General features: G+C 59.0%; 15 protein-coding genes. 6 read left to right on the plus strand and 9 right to left on the minus strand.

Translation table 11 applies throughout. The features are described 5' to 3' along the window. Positions 1–9: 9 nt before the first annotated feature. Complete coding sequence (locus ACQZ6D_RS22380; RefSeq protein ID WP_448730042.1) at positions 10–906, minus strand: choline sulfate utilization transcriptional regulator; 897 nt, start codon at positions 904–906, stop codon at positions 10–12. A 94-nt stretch (positions 907–1,000) separates the two neighbouring features. On the opposite strand from ACQZ6D_RS22380, the gene choX reads away from it, so the two are divergent. After that, positions 1,001–1,954, plus strand: a complete 954-nt coding sequence (choX, locus tag ACQZ6D_RS22385; RefSeq protein WP_448730041.1) for a choline ABC transporter substrate-binding protein — start codon at positions 1,001–1,003, stop codon at positions 1,952–1,954. A 14-nt stretch (positions 1,955–1,968) separates the two neighbouring features. Continuing rightward, positions 1,969–3,483 (plus strand): choline-sulfatase, encoded by a 1,515-nt coding sequence (gene betC / locus ACQZ6D_RS22390; protein ID WP_013761107.1) that lies wholly within the window; start codon positions 1,969–1,971, stop codon positions 3,481–3,483. A 12-nt stretch (positions 3,484–3,495) separates the two neighbouring features. Here betC and ACQZ6D_RS22395 read toward each other — a convergent pair whose 3' ends face one another. From ACQZ6D_RS22395 to ACQZ6D_RS22420, 6 genes are read right to left on the minus strand one after another with little or no spacing between them, the layout of a single operon-like run. After that, positions 3,496–4,395, minus strand: a complete 900-nt coding sequence (locus ACQZ6D_RS22395; RefSeq protein WP_174006365.1) for a carbohydrate kinase family protein — start codon at positions 4,393–4,395, stop codon at positions 3,496–3,498. Then, the gene (locus ACQZ6D_RS22400) at positions 4,392–5,432 is read right to left on the minus strand and encodes an ABC transporter ATP-binding protein (RefSeq protein WP_065660304.1); all 1,041 of its coding nucleotides are present in this window, start codon (positions 5,430–5,432) and stop codon (positions 4,392–4,394) included. The genes ACQZ6D_RS22395 and ACQZ6D_RS22400 overlap by 4 nt, the downstream gene beginning before the upstream one ends. Continuing rightward, positions 5,432–6,946, minus strand: coding sequence for an argininosuccinate lyase (argH, locus tag ACQZ6D_RS22405; protein WP_153793366.1), 1,515 nt, complete (start codon positions 6,944–6,946; stop codon positions 5,432–5,434). Before argH ends, ACQZ6D_RS22400 begins: the two co-directional genes overlap by 1 nt. Positions 6,947–6,950: 4 nt before the next feature. Then, positions 6,951–7,793 carry a carbohydrate ABC transporter permease gene (locus ACQZ6D_RS22410; protein WP_004431250.1) on the minus strand — a complete coding sequence of 281 codons (843 nt, stop codon included), beginning with the start codon at positions 7,791–7,793 and terminating at the stop codon, positions 6,951–6,953. Then, positions 7,790–8,731 carry a carbohydrate ABC transporter permease gene (locus tag ACQZ6D_RS22415; protein WP_004431252.1) on the minus strand — a complete coding sequence of 314 codons (942 nt, stop codon included), beginning with the start codon at positions 8,729–8,731 and terminating at the stop codon, positions 7,790–7,792. The genes ACQZ6D_RS22410 and ACQZ6D_RS22415 overlap by 4 nt, the downstream gene beginning before the upstream one ends. A 16-nt stretch (positions 8,732–8,747) precedes the next feature. Then, positions 8,748–10,013, minus strand: a complete 1,266-nt coding sequence (locus ACQZ6D_RS22420) for an extracellular solute-binding protein (protein ID WP_019566690.1) — start codon at positions 10,011–10,013, stop codon at positions 8,748–8,750. Between the two features lie 245 nt (positions 10,014–10,258). Here ACQZ6D_RS22420 and ACQZ6D_RS22425 point away from each other — a divergent pair, with 245 nt between their 5' ends. Genes ACQZ6D_RS22425 through ACQZ6D_RS22435 form a run of 3 tightly spaced genes read left to right on the plus strand, consistent with a single transcriptional unit; the run spans position 10,259 to position 14,815 of the window. After that, a complete protein-coding gene (locus ACQZ6D_RS22425) occupies positions 10,259–11,485 on the plus strand; it encodes an ROK family transcriptional regulator (RefSeq protein WP_013761100.1) in 1,227 nt (408 codons plus the stop codon). A gap of 19 nt (positions 11,486–11,504) precedes the next feature. After that, positions 11,505–13,907: a PIG-L family deacetylase gene (locus ACQZ6D_RS22430; protein ID WP_448730040.1), complete on the plus strand. Its 2,403-nt coding sequence runs from the start codon at positions 11,505–11,507 to the stop codon at positions 13,905–13,907. Next, complete coding sequence (locus tag ACQZ6D_RS22435) at positions 13,904–14,815, plus strand: DMT family transporter (RefSeq protein ID WP_035200396.1); 912 nt, start codon at positions 13,904–13,906, stop codon at positions 14,813–14,815. The genes ACQZ6D_RS22430 and ACQZ6D_RS22435 overlap by 4 nt, the downstream gene beginning before the upstream one ends. Positions 14,816–14,827: 12 nt before the next feature. On the opposite strand, the gene ACQZ6D_RS22440 is transcribed toward ACQZ6D_RS22435, so the two are convergent. Next, positions 14,828–15,295 carry a hypothetical protein gene (locus ACQZ6D_RS22440; RefSeq protein WP_173995266.1) on the minus strand — a complete coding sequence of 156 codons (468 nt, stop codon included), beginning with the start codon at positions 15,293–15,295 and terminating at the stop codon, positions 14,828–14,830. A gap of 73 nt (positions 15,296–15,368) precedes the next feature. Next, positions 15,369–16,262, minus strand: a complete 894-nt coding sequence (locus ACQZ6D_RS22445) for an AraC family transcriptional regulator (protein ID WP_153793369.1) — start codon at positions 16,260–16,262, stop codon at positions 15,369–15,371. A 197-nt stretch (positions 16,263–16,459) separates the two neighbouring features. Here ACQZ6D_RS22445 and melA point away from each other — a divergent pair, with 197 nt between their 5' ends. Further along, on the plus strand, positions 16,460–17,926 hold the full coding sequence (gene melA / locus ACQZ6D_RS22450) for an alpha-glucosidase/alpha-galactosidase (RefSeq protein ID WP_013761095.1): 1,467 nt from the start codon (positions 16,460–16,462) through the stop codon (positions 17,924–17,926). Positions 17,927–18,012 lie beyond the last annotated feature (86 nt).

Here is an 18,012-nt window from a genome sequence, read left to right on the forward strand (position 1 = left end):
CTGGTCACGTCAACGCTTCTCGTCGATCAGCCAGCCGGTGAGTTTTCTGACCGCACTGTCGCTGCTTTTCGGCCTCAGCAACCAGTAGCCGCGACCCGGCGCATCCAGACTCGGGCCTGCGGTCACCAGCACGCCTGCCTCGACCAGCGGATCGACCAGTCCCGCCCAGCCGAGGGCAAAACCCTGTTCGCCGATCGTCGCCTGAACCACCATGGTGTAATTGTTGAAGCTGATGTCTCCGCTTTCGTTTTCCGCGCCTCTCAGCACGCCGAAATGCTTGAAATAGGACGCCCAGTCGAACCAGTGCGCCTGTGAGGCATTTTCGAGGTGGATGAGTTTCAGCCGCGAAAAATCAGCCACTGTTTCTGGCGCCGACTGCTCCGCCAAAAGCGCCGGCGAGCAGACGGGCGTGACCTTCTCCGAAAGCAGCAGCACCGCGCCGTCGCCGGCATCCTGCCGCGTGCCGAAGATGATCATCACGTCGCTGTCGTGTTTGCCCTGTCCGAGCGGATCCTGCGTGGCGACGATCTGGATGTTGATGTCAGGATTGAGCGCGCGAAAACCATGCATGCGTGGGATGAGCCAGAGAGAGGAGAAGGCATAGTCCGTGTGCAGGCGGATTGTCTGCCGCTCCTCCGTTCTGCGAAGTTGCTGGGCCAGAAGGTCGATGGCATCGACATTGCGCGAGACGATCTCGAACAGCTTTTGCCCCTCGGCCGTCAACTCGATGCCGCGATGTTTACGCCGCACCAGTGCAACGCCCAGATCGTCTTCCAGCCGGCGGATCTGATAGCTGACGGCTGGCTGGGTCAGCCGCAGGGACGCCGCCGCTGCCGTCAGGCTGCCGCGACGGGCGACCTCGGTAAAAATGCGCATCCATCCAAGATCGAGCGGCCGCTCTGTCATAGAAATTCCTTATATCAGTCATCGAAAAATACCCGCTTCACAGGCAAAAACAATGTGGTGTTCAATAAACTGGACTAATAAAAGGGGAGCCGCAATGAAAACCGTTTCTCGCATGCACCGCATCGCCGCCGGTCTGTTTTTGTCCGTGGCGGCCTTCTCCACCCCGCTTTATGCCGCCGATGATGCGGCCTGCAAGACCATTCGCCTCAGCGATCCTGGCTGGACCGACATCACCGCCACCAATGGCGTCGCCTCGGTTCTGCTCGATGCTTTGGGGTATGAGGCTGACGTCAAGACGCTGTCGGTGCCGATCGGCTATCAGGCCATGAAAAACGGCGAGATCGACGTCTTTCTCGGCAACTGGATGCCCGCCCAGAAATCCTTCGTTGACGACCTCAACGCCGCCAAGGCGGCCGACCTGATGACGAAAAACCTTGAAGGCGCCAAGTTCACCCTGGCAGTGCCTTCCTATATGGCCGAAAAGGGCGTGAAGGATTTTTCGGATCTTGCCAAACACGCTGACGAATTTGAAAGCAAGATTTACGGCATCGAGCCGGGCGCACCCGCCAACCAGAACATTCAGAAGATTATCGATGCCAATGATTTCGGCCTGAAGGGCTGGCAGCTTGTCGAATCCGGCGAGCAGGCGATGCTGGCGCAGGTGGAACGGGCCGGAAAAGACAAAAAGGCGGTCGTCTTCCTAGCATGGGCGCCGCACCCGATGAACGAGAAGATCGATATCGCCTATCTCTCCGGCGGTGACGCCTATTTCGGCCCGAATTTCGGTGGCGCCGAGGTCTTTACGCTTGCCCGTACCGGCTGGCCGCAGAAATGCCCGAATGCGGCGACGCTTTTCAAGAACCTCAAATTCGATATCGGCATGGAAAATGCCCTGATGGGTTCCATTCTCGGTGGCGAGGATTCCAAGGCGGCGGCAGCGACGTGGCTGAAGGCCAATCCGACATCGCTGGATGGCTGGCTGCAGGGCGTTACCACGCTGGATGGCAAGCCGGGTGCGGATGCCGTCAAAGGCAAGCTTGGCCTCTGAGACTGTAGGGTGAAATGCCGCGTCCCAATATCCTGATTCTGATGGCCGACCAGTTCAACGGGACGTTTTTTCCCGATGGCCCGGCCGATTTTCTCCACGCGCCACATCTGAAAGCGTTGGCGGAGCGGTCTGTCCGTTTCGCCAATACCTATACGGCAAGTCCGCTTTGCGCGCCGGCCCGGGCTTCGTTCATGTCCGGTCAATTGCCCAGCCGGACGCGGGTTTACGATAATGCCGCCGAATTCGCGTCGGATATTCCGACCTATGCGCATCACCTGCGGGCAGCTGGTTATTACACCGGCCTTTCCGGAAAGATGCATTTTGTCGGACCGGACCAGCTTCACGGCTTCGAAGAGCGTCTGACGACGGATATTTATCCGGCGGATTTCGGTTGGACGCCTGATTATACCAAGCCGGGCGAGCGGATCGACTGGTGGTATCACAATCTCGGTTCGGTCACCGGCGCGGGCGTTGCCGAAATCACCAATCAGATGGAATATGACGATGAGGTTGCCTATCACGCAACCCGCAAGCTCTACGATCTGTCGCGCCGGCTCGATGACCGCCCATGGTGCCTGACCGTCAGCTTCACCCATCCGCATGACCCGTATGTGGCACGGCGGAAATTCTGGGATCTCTATGAGGATTGCCCGGCGCTCGATCCGCAGATAGGGGCGCTTCCCTTCGAGCAGCAGGATCCGCATTCAAAACGGTTGCTGGAAGCCTGTGATCATCAGGCCTTCGATATTTCACCCGACGAGATACGCCGGGCGCGGCGCGGTTATTTCGCCAATATCTCCTATATCGATGAGAAGGTCGGCGAAATTCTCGACGTATTGAAGGCGACGCGGATGGAGGAGGACACGATCATCCTGTTCCTCTCCGACCATGGCGATATGCTGGGCGAGCGCGGCCTGTGGTTCAAGATGTGCTTTTTCGAGGGTTCGGCCCGCGTGCCCTTGATGATCGCAGCACCCGGCTGGAAACCGGCGCTTATCGACGCGCCGGTTTCGACGCTGGATGTCACACCGACGCTATGCGGTCTGGCGGGCCTCGATATTACCTCACTGAAACGCTGGACGGATGGCGAAGACCTTGCGGCTTTGGCTGCAGGAACAGGCGAGCGTGGGCCGGTGCCGATGGAATATGCCGCCGAAGGTTCGATTGCGCCACTCGTCGCCATCAGGGATGGCCGTTACAAGCTCTCAGTCTGCGAAGCGGATCCGCCGTTGCTCTACGACCTCGAGACGGATCCAGAAGAGCAGATAAACCTTGCCGGCAATCCTGAATTCGCTGATGTGCTGTCATCGCTTTCGGCTGAAATCGGCCGACGCTGGCAGCTGCCCGTTTTCGACGCATCGGTGCGGGAAAGTCAGGCGCGGCGCTGGGTGGTCTACAAGGCGCTGCGAAACGGCGCCTATTTCCCGTGGGATTATCAGCCGTTGCAGAAAGCCTCGGAACGCTACATGCGCAACCACATGGACTTGAACGTGCTGGAAGAAAACCAGCGTTTTCCACGCGGGGAATAACGCTGGCATGGATTATGCGGCGGCGTTCGTTCTCGGCGCGCCGCCCGTGGCCTGCACGGCAAGGCTACCCGCCGCGACGCCTGCCTCAAGGCATTGCTTCTCGTCCGCCTGCCGAAGCCAGGCATCGATGAAACCGGCATTGAAGGCATCACCCGCGCCCGTCGTGTCGACGACGGGTACCTTCTTCGCCGCCGCATGGTGTAGGCCTGTCTGCGAGGACACCCAGGCGCCCTCTGCCCCGCCTTTCAGGGCGACGACAGGAAACGACCCCGACAAGGCTCTTGCCGCCGACTCAGGGTCAGAATGGCCTGTGATCGCCTCGGCTTCTTCGAGGTTGGGCAAAAACACGTCGACGCCATCACACGCCTTGAGCAAGCCTTTGTCATAAATCAGCGAGGCATCCCAGCTGGGATCGAGCGAGACGGACAGTCCGCTGTCCCTGGCGCGGGCGACGAGATCGGGGATTTCGTGCAGCGTGGCGAATTCTGCGATGTGCAGATGGCAGGCCCCGTTCCACGAAAAGGCGGAATCAAGGGTCGATGGCCGGGCAATACCGGCGCGCCGTGTCAAAAACGCCCTGTCATGGCCAACCACCGTCGCGACGGTGACTTGCGGGCCCGCATCTGCCGAGTGTTCCACAAATTGCAGGTCTACACCGCTTTGCTGCATTTTCTCGCCGATGGCGCGTGAGAAGGTGTCGGTGCCGAGCCTTGCCAGCAGCGTGGCCGTGCGGCCGATATGGGCGAAATGCGCAGCCGCAATGAAAGCCCCGCCACCGGCGGCGATTTCCATGTCGCTGGCAAACAGCTCCCGTCCGAGCACCGGCAATTCGTCAAGCCCGGTGAAAATGAGGTCGCAATAGATCCGGCCGATACTGATGACCGCTGACTTTTCCGTGTCTGTCGTCATCATGCGCGGCCCAGAAGCTTTTCCGTCTTGGCATCGAAAAGATAGAGCGCGCCTGCCTGCGCCTCGCATTGCAAGCGGCTACCCACCGTGGGAATGGCCTTGCCCCTTGCTGTCGCGATGACCGAGGTCGTGGGCGTGTCCAGATGAACCAGCGTTTCCGGGCCGAGCGGCTCCACGGCTGTCACTGTTCCCTCCAGCGAGAAGGACCCTTGAGTTGTCTCGCCTTCTCCAACCAGCAGATCATGGGGGCGAATGCCAATCAGCAGATCGCCATCGGCAGACTGTGTAACGCTGTTCGTCGTTCTTTTGCCCCGCAGCAGGTTCATCGATGGGCTGCCGATGAAACGCGCAGTGAAGACGTCCACCGGCGTCTCGTAAAGTTCCGAGGGCGTACCGACCTGCAGGATATGGCCGTCCTTCATCACGACAATCCGATCGGCCATGGTCATGGCTTCCACCTGATCGTGAGTGACGTAGACGGTGGTTGTCTTAAGACGTTGGTGCAAGCGCTTGATTTCAATGCGCATCTGCGATCTCAACTGGGCGTCGAGATTGGACAGCGGCTCATCGAAAAGGAAGGCTGAGGGATCGCGCACCATGGCGCGGCCGATGGCGACGCGCTGCCTCTGTCCGCCTGACAAAGCCGCGGGCCGACGGTCGAGCAATGCCTCAAGTCCGAGCACCCGACCGGCCTCCTCGATACGCCGGTTCTTTTCCGCCTTGTCGAGCTTTGAGGTATAGAGCCCGAAGCCGATGTTCTGGCGAACCGTCATATGCGGGTAGATCGCATAGTTCTGGAAGACCATGGCGATGTTGCGCTGTTTCGGTTCTTTCTCGTTGACGACGTTTCCGGCAATTTTCAGCGTTCCGCCCGAAATCTCTTCCAGACCCGCGATCATTCTGAGTGTCGTGGATTTGCCGCAGCCGGAAGGGCCAACGAATACGACGAATTCGCCGTCTTCAATGGCAAGGTCGATGCCTTTGACTGCCTCCACCTTGCCGTAGCGCTTTACGAGTTGATTGAGTTCGATTGTCGCCATTATCGCGCTCCCGTCAGGGCGGTAAATTTCTCTGCAAGCTCAGCGGCTTTTGTCGCTGCGTAGTCGGCGGATCGCTGGGCTTCTGCTTCAAACGCAGCAAGTTTGTCGCGATAGGCCGTAATCGCCTCGCGCATCGGCTCCGGGGCAGGGCCGCCGAAGCGGCTGCGCACGGCGACAAAGTGCTCGGGCGAGACGATCTGCCTGAACTTTTCCTCATCGACACTGGTCTCGCGTCCTGCCAGTTCCTCGAACGCCCTGCGGAACGGCTGGTAACCGTCGTTCGGCAGGTCGCCCTTCAGCGCGACAACGCTTTTGGCGACGGTTGCGGCAATTTCATGGGCCTGGCGGAATGACAGGTCTTCGATGCGGACAAGAGAATCTGCCAGTTCCGTGATGGTGATGCAGGAACGGCGAATATTCTGGTCGACCCTTTCCGGATCGATACTGATCTTGCCGACAAGGCTGGCAAGGAGATCGAGCACCCGGCCGGCAGAGGCGAAGGCTTCGTAACCCATGCCCTGGGTTTCGCCCTCGCTGTCGTTCATGTCGGTGAAGGGCGTGTTGTGCATCACGTCGAGCATGGTCCTTGCCCGCCCGAATGTCTGGCTAGCAAGGTGGCGCAGATGTTCGATCGGGACCGGGTTTCGTTTCTGCGGCATGATCGACGAAATCTGCACCAGCGAATTCGGTACGTAGATCTGCCCGACTTCGAAACTCGTCCAGAACTGGAAGTCCTGAATGAGCCTGCCGAGATGCAGGAACATCAATTCGATGGCGCCATAGGTCGCTGTTGTATAGTCGACGGCGGCGATGCAGGAATAGGAATTGCGCAAGGGTGCCGCAAAGCCGAGAAGTTCGGCGACACGTGCCCGGTCGATGGGAAAGCCAGACGTGGTGATGGCCGCAGCGCCCATGGGTGAGAGATCGACGATGCGCCGGGCCTCAGTGAAGCGGTCAATATCCCGGATCAGCACTTCGATGGCGGCGGAAAGATAGTGGCCGAAGGTGGTGGGCTGGGCCGGTTGTCCGTGCGTATAGGCGACGATCAACGTCTTTTCATTGCGCTCGGCGGCGTCGATCAGAGCGGCCAGCAGACGCCGCGCCTTGGCAGTGAGCGTGTCGATCTTGTCTTTCAGGCCGATTTTGAAAAGCGTGTGATCGATGTCGTTGCGCGAGCGTGCCGTGTGCAGGCGGCCTGCCACATCGACACCGATGCGGGCTTTCAGCTCCTTTTCGATCAGGAAGAAGAAATCCTCGACCTCGCCGGTATAGACCAGCTCCGACGGATTGATGGTCCTGTCGATGTCATCAAGCGCTCCGGCGATTTTTGCTGCCGTGTCCGCATCGAGAATGTCGGTCTCGCGCAGCATGACCAGATGGGCGCGGTCGATGCGGCGGAAACCGTCGACATGGTGGTTCTTGGCGCCATCGAAAAGCGGACGCAGCACGGTTTCCTTGTAAACTGGGTCGGGAAACTTGCTGGTATCCGACAGGCGCGGGTTCATATCGGCCATGATGTTATCCTTTCAGGCCTGCCAGCATCACACCGCGAACGATGTAGCGTTGCAGGACGATGAAGACGATAAGGGTTGGGATGGTCGCAATGGCAGCGCCGGTCATGATCATTTCCCACTGGATCTGTTGTTCCACCGCAAAGCTCGATAGGCCGACGGGCAGCGTGTACAGCTCCTTGCTGGTAGTCACGATCAGGGGCCAGAAGAATGCTGTCCAGTTGCCGAGGAAGGTGAAGATTGCAAGCGCCGAAAGGGCAGGCGTCACCAGCGGCAGGGCTACCTTCCACCAGATCTGGAATTCGTTCAGCCCGTCGACACGCGCTGCCTCCAGGAAGTCATTCGGAACCGTCTCAAAGAACTGCTTCATCAGGAAGGTGCCGAAGGCCGTCATCATTCCCGGGAACATGATGCCCCAGTAGCTGTCGAGCCAGCCAAGCTGGCTGGACATCAGATACCAGGGGATAACAAGCATTTCGGTCGGGATCATCAGCGTGGAAAGGATCGCGAGGAAGATGAAGTAGCGACCGCGAAACTCGAATTTGGCCAGCGTATAACCGACCAGACTGTCGAAGAAGCAGTTGGAGATGGTGACGATAACCGCAACGAACATCGAGTTGAAGAACCAGCGGAGAAAACGGCCGTCGGCCATGACAGTCATGTAATTCGCAAGCGTCGGTGCTGCGGGAATGAGCCTGAGATCATAGACCTGATCCGCGGTCTTGAACGAGGTCGAAAACATGAAGAGCAGCGGCGAAATCATGATCAGGCCGCCGATGAACAGCAGCGTCCAGGCAAGGATGCGGCCGGGGCGGACGCGGGCGTGGGAGAGTGGCAACGCTTCGCTCATTTCTTTTCCCTCAGAACCCAGAGCTGGACCAGCGACACGACAAGAAGAATGGTGAACAGGACAACCGTCTGCGCAGCGGCATAACCCATCGCATAAGAATTGAACGCGGTCTGGTAGATCATCAGCACCAGCGGTTTGGTTGAGCCGAGCGGTCCGCCCGGATCGTTGGTGGTCATGTTGTAGACCTGATCGAAAATGCGCAGGAACCCGATTGAGGAGAAGACGACCAGGAAAACGGTGGTTGGTTTCAGGAGCGGCAGCGTGATCTTTCGAAGGATCGCCCATTCGCCAAGTCCGTCGATGCGCGCGGCCTCATAAAATGTCGTCGGAATGGAGCGCAGGCCCGCCATGAAGATAATGATCTGGAAACCAAGCCCCGCCCAGATGGACGTCACCATGACCGAATAAAGCGCCTGATCGGTGGAACGGATGAACGGCTGCTGGGGAATTCCGATCATGCCAAGCACGTCGTTGATGATGCCGATCGGCGGCGGCTGATAGAACCAGCGCCAGACCCATGCCATTGCTGCTGCCGTCGTCAGATAGGGCAGGAAATAAAGCGCGCGGATGAAACCGTGCAGGATGCGCACCCGATCCAGATAAAAGGCGATGACGAAAGCCAGAACCAGACTGATGGGCGTGCCGACGATGAGATAGGTGAAGGTGTTCTTGAAAACCTTCCAGAATTGCGGATCCTTGAACAGCTTGACGTAATTGGCAACGCCGATGAACTTTGCCGGGCGCAGCAGGTCCCAGTTGGTGAAGGACAACCAGAAGGCCTGCAACGTCGGGTAAAAACGGATGATGCTGTAAAACAGGATCGGGATAGCAAGAAAGCTCCAGATCCACACAAGCCGCTTCGTGCGCATGGAAAAGCGATCCCCGAAGGAGCCGCCGGGACGGCCGGATGCCGCCCCCTGTTGATCGATCGCTGTCATGATTGGACCTGCGGTTTTACGGTTTGGCCGCGTCGATGATTTCCTGCTCGGCGCTGGCGGCCTGCTTGATGGACTCCTCGACGGATTGACCCTCGAGCAAAATCCGGTTCGTCATGTCGATGGCGTTCTGCCGCTGGGCTGCCTCATCCATGAACCGTGTCGTATGGGCGTATTCGAGACCCTTCAGGAACGGTGCATAGATCGGGTCTTTCAGGTTCTCCTCGGTCAACGCCGCAGATCGCCGCGCCGGCAACTCGCCAACCGTCTTCAGCCAGATCGCCATGGCTTCCGGTGAGGAGATGTAAGCGAGGAATTTCTTCGACGCTTCCAGTTCTTCACCGGTTGTCTTGGCGCTGATGCCATTGGCGAAATAGCTGGCATAGTTGGAGCGGATATTCTTGTCGTTGGTGGGAAGCTCGGTCACGCCCCACTCAAAGTCCTTGATGGTTCTGAAAGATCCAAGCCTGAACGTGCCGTCGATGGTCATGCCTGCCTTGCCCGCACGGAAGGCAGCCTGGCCTTCGTCCATGAAGCCCACCTGACCGATCTTCTTTTCAAGCTGCAGGCTCGTATAGAACTTCAGCGCCTGGATGCCCGCCTCGCTGTCATAGGTGACTTTCTGGTCGTTGTCGGTGTAGGGCTCGCCGCCATATTGGCGGATAAGAACTTCGCGCCACCATTGGTGGTCCTGACCGCCCATATCGAGCGTGGAGCCTGCAACGGTGAGGTTTCCAGCGGCATCGTGCTTGGCGATCTTTTCCGCCGCGGCAACAAATTCGTCCAGCGTCTTCGGCGGATTGGCGGCGTCGAGGCCGGCTTCCGTGAAGAGCTTCTTGTTGTAGAAAAGTGCGAGCGAGCGAACCGCCGTCGGCAGGCCGTAATAATCGTCGCCGCGCTTCATGGCGCCGACGATGGGGAAAAATTCGCTTTCGATCTTGTCATGCGGGAAAGCGTCGGTCGGCAGCGGCTGCAAGATACCGCCGGCTGCAAACTTGTCGAGCCAGCCGTAGAAGAGCTGCATCACGTCAGGGCCTTTACCGGACATGTTGGCGGCAATCACTCGCGTCTGGTAGTCGGCATAAGGGAAGGTCACCTGTTTGACGGTGATATCCGGATTGGCCTTCTGAAACTCGGCGATAAGCTCGTCCATCGCTTTGACGCGTGTGTCGAAGACATATTGCCAATATTCGATTTCAACCGCCTGCGCGGCGTTGAATGCAAATGTGCTGAAACCGGCGACCAAGCCGGCGAACAAAGTTGCCCTGCGCATGTAAGCCTCCATTTTCTCCGCCCGGTCTTCCGGATGCGGAGTGATCGTTCCCTTTATCCGCGCTTTCGCGCGCGCTCATCGATTTGCCGGCAGCGGGATTTTTACGCGTTCCGCCCCTTGCAATTCTGACCCCCGGTCGCTCTCTACGGTTCTCTGAAGGCGAGCATTTGTCAATAACATAATTTACTTGAATTATTATATTGCGCTTATCCTCACTTCGACGCTATGAATTTTCTAACGGACGGGAAGTTGAAGAGATGACGGTGCACACGGTGGATACCTATCCCGTAGCAATCGGAAAAAATCCTGAGCGCAGCCGCGAACACAACAGGCGAGTCGTACTCGACATCGTCAGGCGGCACGGCTCGCTCGGTCGCGCCCAGTTAGCCAAGATCACGCATCTCACACCCCAGGCGGTCGCCAATATCGTCGATGAACTGGTGGGCGAGGGACTCCTGAAAGAGCTTGGTCGCCGGCGCACCGGCAGGGGCCAGCCGCCGATACAGTTTGCTGTCAACCCGGATGGTGGCGCAACGATCGGGGTGGAGATTGCCGCAGACCATATGGTCACCGTCGGTCTTGATCTGGCCGGCGTGTTGCGCACGCAGCGCGTTACCCCGCTAAAGGACACCACGCCGGACGCCATACTCAAAACCTTTGCGGCGGAGCATGCAGCGGTTGCGAAGAATGTCGGGTGCAGGCTGCTTGGCACCGGCGTCGTCATGCCCGGGCCTTTCGAGATTGACGGCATGACCTCTGTCGGTCCGACGACGCTTTCCGGCTGGGTGGGTATCGATGCCCGCCAGATGCTGAGCGATGCCTGCGGCCAACAGGTCGTGGTGGAAAACGATGCGACGGCCGCTGCCGTCGGCGAGCGCCTGTTCGGCGCAGGGCTGGCTATCCCGAATTTCTGCATGATCTATTTCGGCGTCGGCATTGGTCTCGGCATCATCCAGGATGGTTCGCCCTATCGCGGCGCTTTCGGCAACGCCGGCGAAATCGGCCATGTGACGGTCTCGCCCAAGGGAAGGCCTTGCCCGTCTTGCGGGCAAAGAGGTTGCCTGGAGGCCTATGCTTCCGTCTATGTGCTCAAGGAAAAGCTCGTCTGCGCCGGTGTTGCGGACACGGAGCTTGACGATCTTGAAGCCCTGTTCAGCGCGGGCAATCCGGTCGTGATGGAATGGATCGACGAGGCAGCCGTCCATCTGGCGCCCATGGTGGCGATGCTCGAGAACATTCTCGATCCGCAGACGGTCATTCTCGGCGGTGCGCTGCCTGAGAACATCATCAGCGAGATCATTGCGCGGATGGGGCATCTGCCGACTTCGGTTGCAAGCCGGCGGCAAAGAGAGTTGCCGCGCGTCATCCACGGCAAGTCCGGACAGTTGACGGCGGCGCTTGGTGCTGCCGCCTTGCCGCTGTTCGACATTGTCACACCAAAACTCGAGACGTCCCTGGGCGCCGCAGCGCAGGTGCCCGGCTGAATATTGGAGGAGACCGCCCATGCTTAACCCCCGGGAGCGCATCGAACGGCAGATGGCCGATCCGTGGCTCGTGCGTCTGCACCGTAGACTGAGCGCACTGAAATCCACTGTCACCGTCATGCACACCGGTGCGCACCCGGACGACGAGCAGAACGGGCTTCTCGCCTATTTCCGGATGGAACTGGGCATGCGGATCATCATCGCCTGCTCGACGCGCGGTGAAGGCGGGCAGAATGCGCTCGGGCCGGAGCGGCTGGGCGCGCTTGGCGTCATCCGGTCGCGGGAGCTGGAGGAGGCTGCCCGCATCATCGATGCGGACATAAGCTGGCTCGGCCATGGCCCGGCGGATATCATCCACGACTTCGGCTTCTCCAAGGATGGCGACCAGACCTTCGGTCGATGGGGGCAGCAGCGCATCGTTGAGCGGCTGGTGCGCGCCTATCGCAAGGAACGGCCCGATATCGTCATTCCGACATTTCTCGATGTGCCGGGACAACACGGGCACCACCGTGCCATGACGCGCGCGGCGAAAAACGCAATCGCGCTGGCGGCTGATCCTGCCGCCTATCCCGAGCATTTCTCCGAGGGGCTGAAGCCGTGGAAGGTGGCCAAATATTATCTTCCTGCATGGTCTGGTGGTGGTGACACCTATGATGACGAGGTGCCTCCGCCGGAAACGACGCTGACAGTCAATGCGGTGGGCAAGGAGCGGGCAACCGGCGCGCAATATGACCGCATCGGCGAATGGTCGCGTTATTATCATGCCTCACAGGGAATGGGGCATTGGCCGAAGCGGGCGCAGGAAGCATGGCCACTGCATCTGGAACTCTCCAACGTCGCAGTCGGTAAGGAAAGCTCGATCCTCGACAGCCTGTCGTCGTCGCTGGCTGATCTCTCGGCTTTTCCGGGTCTTACCGCCGATTTGGCAAAGGCGCTGGTTGCGGCCGAACAGGCAATCACTGACGCAATCGATGCCTTTCCCGACAAGCAGCGGATCACGGCCTCACTTCGGACGGCGGCAACCCTTTTGCAAGAGGTCGACGAGGCCGCAGCGCCGGACTTCAGGGAGTTGCATGGGCACCGGATCGCGCGCAAACGGGCGCAGGTCGATGCCGCTATCCTGACGGCACTCGATCTTTTCGAGCGAGCTTATGCCGAGCCGGCCGAGATCGTTCCGGGCGGGACGTCATCTCTCTATGTGGAACTCGCGGGAAAGGCGGCTGAATTTGACGTCGAGGTTACTCCCGTCCTTTCGGCTGGCGTATCGTCTTCGGTTCAGTCGCGTGGCCAGACAATGGTCTTCTCACTTGCCGCCGATCAGGACGCGGCCGTTTCCGGGCTTTACCAGCCCGACTGGAAAGCCTCAGGCGGCAATGGTCATGCCTCGGTGCGCCTGTCCGTAAGGATTGGAGGCAGGGAGGTTTCGGCCGCTTTCGATCTGGAGGAGCCGTTTTTCGTGACGCCGGCGCAGTCGGTGACGATTTCGCCCGATGCGCTTCTGGTTCCACTTGGACAGGGGCAGGATTCCCATGTTTTTCAGGCACACATAAAGGGTGCCGATGCACCGCTGTCTTTCAGGAGTGCGGGTGGCTGGAACCTGCGCAAGACCGGCAATGACTGGATTGCCGAGCGTACCGGTGAGGCAGCGGTTGGCCTTGCCCAGATCGAAGCGCTTGTCGGTTCACAACCTGCCTTCCAGATCACGCCCATCGCATATCCGCATATAGGCCGGGCGCGGTTTCTGGCACCCTCCGCTCTGAAAATCCTCTCGCTCGATCTCAAGCTGCCCGAGGGCGCACGCGTCGGTTATGTCGGCGGCGGTGCCGACCGGGTCGGGTCATGGCTTTCGCGCATGGGTCTTGATGTCACAGAACTCGATGCGCAGGCGCTTGGCGGTGATCTCTCGTCCTTCACGACAATCGTTGTCGGCATCTTCGCCTTCGGCATTCGCAAGGATCTGGCTGCGGCAACCGAAAGGCTTCACCGCTTCGTCGAAGAAGGCGGCCATCTTGTCACGCTCTATCACCGTCCAACCGACGGATGGAATCCCGAGACGACGCCCGTCAGGCGGCTTGAGATCGGTAAGCCTTCCCTGCGTTGGCGGGTGACGGACCCAAATGCGGAGGTGACGGTGCTATTGCCCGATCATCCATTGCTTGTCGGGCCCAACACGATCCGTGCTGCCGACTGGACGGGCTGGGACAAGGAGCGCGGGCTCTATTTCGCTGCGCGCTGGAATGATGCTTATGAACCCCTGCTCGCCATGCACGATGTCGATGAACAGCCTCTGAAAGGGGCGCTGGTCTCGGCGGCCATTGGCAGGGGCCGGCATACGCATACAAGCCTCGTGCTGCACCACCAGATGGACAAGCTGGTGCCGGGGGCATTCCGCCTCATGGCAAACCTTGTGCAACCCGCGTGAATGGCCAGGACCAGAGTGAAAAACAGGAAAACCCGCGCGAAAACGATGCTCGCGCGGGCATCGGCTGGCTGCTCATGGATATGGCCCTCGTTTCGGGTGGAATGACAGCCCTCGTCAAGGCGCAGGGTGTGACCTATCCGGCATTCCAGCTTGTCTTCATAAGGGCGATGATCGGCCTGATCTTCATCCTGCCGCTTATCTGGCGACACCGGGGGGAAATGGCGCGCGTCAAATATCCCTGGCGCAACCTTTTCCGAATCTGCTGCAACGCCATTGCACTCACCAGCAACTTCGTCGCCATCACCCTCTTGCCGCTCGCCACCGTCAATGCTGTCGGCTTCTCACGCCCGCTGGTGACGATGGCCATGGCGGTTGTCTTTCTCGGTGAAAAGGTAAGCCGATATCGCTGGGTCGGCGCTTGCCTCGCATTTGTTGGCGTTCTTGTAGTCATCGGGCCGGGCGGCGCGGAGATTAACGCAGGCGTGCTCGTCGTCCTCGTCTCCGTCGTGTTCGGCGCGCTTGCGGTGATCCAGACCCGGGCGCTGCGGCAGGAAAACACCACTGTCATGATGGTGTTCTACACGGTGGGTCTTGCCGTCATTACCGCCGTTCCGGCGATCTGGACGTGGAAACCGGTCATGCCGCTCGACTGGGTGGCGCTGCTCGCCATCGGCCTGCTTGCGCAAATGGGGCAATATTGCTTCCTGCGGGCCTATCGCATCGCTGACGCCAGTGTTCTGGCGCCCGTCGGATATCTGTCGATATTGTTCGTGACCGCTGTGGGATACTTCCTGTTTGACGAGGTGCCCGAAGCCCGTGTTGTTCTTGGCATTGCCATCATTCTCGTCTCCTTGCAGGCAACCGCCTTTGCGGAATATCTTTTGAAGAAGTTGCGCGGCCGGCGGTGAAAGGTGCCGCTTTTATCTTTGACGCGCCAGAACGCTCAGCCGGATCCAGCCCAGTGTCGCGCGCTTGAAGCGATCGTAAAACGAACGGGCAAACCGCACATATCGCATGATCCATGCGAACCAGGCGTAGGTGAGGAGCTTCTCCCGACCGGCGTGGTAAATGCGCTCGACAATCAGGAATGTGGCGAGGTGAGCGAGGATCGTCAGCGCAATTCCCGTTTTGACGGTGCCGTGCGCGATGAGGAGCAGGCCGATGATTTTCATCGGTTCGGCGATGGCAAATGGCACCGCCAGCAAAAGAAGAATGGCAAGACGCGGTAATCCGCCAATCCGGCTTTCCAGTTTCCTGATGAATGTCAGTCTGGATATCGCCTTGATGATCGGCCGATAGAGCGGGCGAAAAATGCCGTCGAGGACCAGGACAAACACGATGATTGCCCGAAGCGGAAAGATGAGGATCTTCCTGATTTTGTTGTTCACCTCATTCGGTCTCCAAAAGGGGCTGTATGGCCAATTCTTAATCGCCTGAAACGTGGCAAAACGAAGTTGTTTTTTACGATCTGCTCTGCTGAACGCTCGCATACATGCCGGTGGTGCGGAATTCGCTTGGATTGATGCCATATAGCCTGCGGAAGACCTTCGAGAAATAGTTCGGGTCTTCGAAGCCGCATAGCACGGATACCTCCTTGATGGGGATGTTTTCGGCTGTGGTGAGAAGCTTGGCTGCCCGCCTCAACCGTCGCTGCAATACAAATTCGGCCGGTGGCAGGCCTTCGCTTGCCGTGAAGATGCGGGAAAAATGCGCACGGCTGAGGCCGGCGACGGCGGCAAGATCGCTGACGGAAAGACGCTCTCCGAGATGCCCGTCTATATAGCTCAGCACCTGCTGCATGGTGCGATATTCACCGCCAAAGGAGGGATGCGAGCCGAACACGTCGTCATAAAGCGTCATCGCCGCTTCATAGGCGACGGCGGAGGCCGCCCCTGGTGTTTCCGCGCCGTTGACGAGGCGCGAGCAACAATGGGCGAGATGATCGACGGTTTCCTGTTGCAGCTTGAGGATAGGCCCGGTGACGGCAAGAATATTGCGGTGAATGCGCAAGGCCTCCTCGCCATTCATGGAGATCCAGAAGAACTCCCATTGCTTTCCCGCTTCCAGCCAGTAGCGATGATTGTGCGGGATGAGCAACAGGAGGGTTTCGCCCGGCTTCACCACGTAATGACGGTTCTCGTAACGAAGGTTTCCCTGTCCGCCAATGCAATATTGCAGCACAGTGAATGGTGTCTGTCCGCGCTTTCGTCCGTCCCAGTCATAATTGTCACTGCTGCGGATTTCATAGCCGCTGCTGGTGGGCATTGTGTGCAGGGTCTGGCGGCCGCGGGGCAGCGAGACGGTCCTCATCCCCGGCCCTTGATCGATCAAATCGCGCAGCACAAAATTACCCATGAAAGCATAATCCTTCTCTGGTTCCGCTCGTCATTATACGCATAATCCCGAACCGAGGAGACAGCCAGCGCGATATTGTTGCGGAGAATTTTTCAGGAGTGCCGGTTTTCCGGGGTTCTTACAGGTATATTCTCGCATCGCCTTATTATGATCGTTTGGCCCGTTTCACCCGTTCGATTTGCAACAGAGGTGGCGTTATGAGTTTCAAAATCGCTATAATCGGCGCCGGAAGCGTCGGATTCACGAAAAAACTGTTCACCGATCTCCTGTGCGTGCCGGAGTTTCGCGACATCGAGGTCGCGCTGACGGATATCAGCCAGCACAATCTGGATATGATCAGGGCGATCCTCGACAAGGTCGTGGAGGCAAACGGTTTTCCGGTGAAAGTGACAGCGCATACCGACCGCCGTCGCGCGCTTGAGGGTGCGAAATACATCATAAGCTGTGTGCGGGTCGGCGGTCTGGAAGCCTATGCGGACGACATCCGTATCCCGCTGAAATACGGGATCGACCAGTGCGTCGGTGACACCATCTGTGCCGGCGGCATTCTCTATGGCCAGCGTAACATTCCGGTCATTCTGGATTTCTGCAAGGATATCCGCGAGGTCGCCGCACCCGGTGCCAAGTTCCTGAATTACGCCAACCCCATGGCCATGAATACATGGGCAGCCATCGAATATGGCAAGGTGGATACGGTTGGTCTTTGCCACGGTGTGCAGCACGGTGCGGAGCAGATCGCTGAAATTCTCGGCGCAAAATCCCCGTCCGAACTTGATTACATCTGCTCGGGCATCAACCACCAGACATGGTTCATCGATCTAAGGCTGAATGGCCGCAAGATCGGCAAAGAAGAGCTGGTCGCCGCTTTCGAGGCGCATCCGGTTTTCTCACAGCAGGAAAAGCTGCGCATCGACGTGCTTAAGCGCTTCGGTGTCTATTCGACGGAGAGCAACGGCCATCTGTCCGAATATCTGCCGTGGTACCGCAAGCGCCCTGATGAAATCGCTCGCTGGATCGATATGTCGGACTGGATTCACGGCGAAACCGGCGGTTATCTGCGCCACTCCACCGAGACGCGGAACTGGTTCGAAACGGAATTCCCGCAGTTCCTGGCGTCAGCCGCCAAGCCCATCGAACCGGAGAAGCGCTCCAACGAACATGCGAGCCACATTCTCGAAGCGCTTGAGACCGGGCGTGTCTATCGCGGCCACTTCAACGTCAAGAACAATGGCGTCATAACCAACCTTCCTTCTGATGCGATCATTGAGTCGCCCGGTTTCGTGGATCGTTTCGGCATCAACATGGTCTCGGGTATCACGCTGCCGGAAGCCTGCGCAGCGACCTGCATGGCGTCCATCAACGTGCAGCGCATGTCGGTACATGCGGCGGTCAGCGGCGATATCGATCTTCTGAAGCTTGCCGTGCTGCATGACCCGCTGGTCGGCGCCGTCGCCACTCCGGAGGAGGTCTGGCAGATGGTGGACGAGATGGTCGTCGCACAGGCGCGCTGGCTGCCGCAATATGCGGATGCCGTGCCTGATGCCAAGGAGCGGCTTGCGAAATCCACCGTCAAGACCCGCGACTGGGCGGGTGCGGCGCGCCGCAATGTGCGCTCAATCGAGGAACTACGGGCCGAGAAATCGGCGCTGAAAAAGGCCGTTTGAAGGAAAAGGCATGGGAACAGGCCGGTGGTGAAAAGGGAGTTCGCCGCCGTGGCTATCGCGACAACAGAGGGTGGGCGGTCGAAGAG

The organism is Agrobacterium sp. 22-3639C2 (assembly GCF_053522105.1).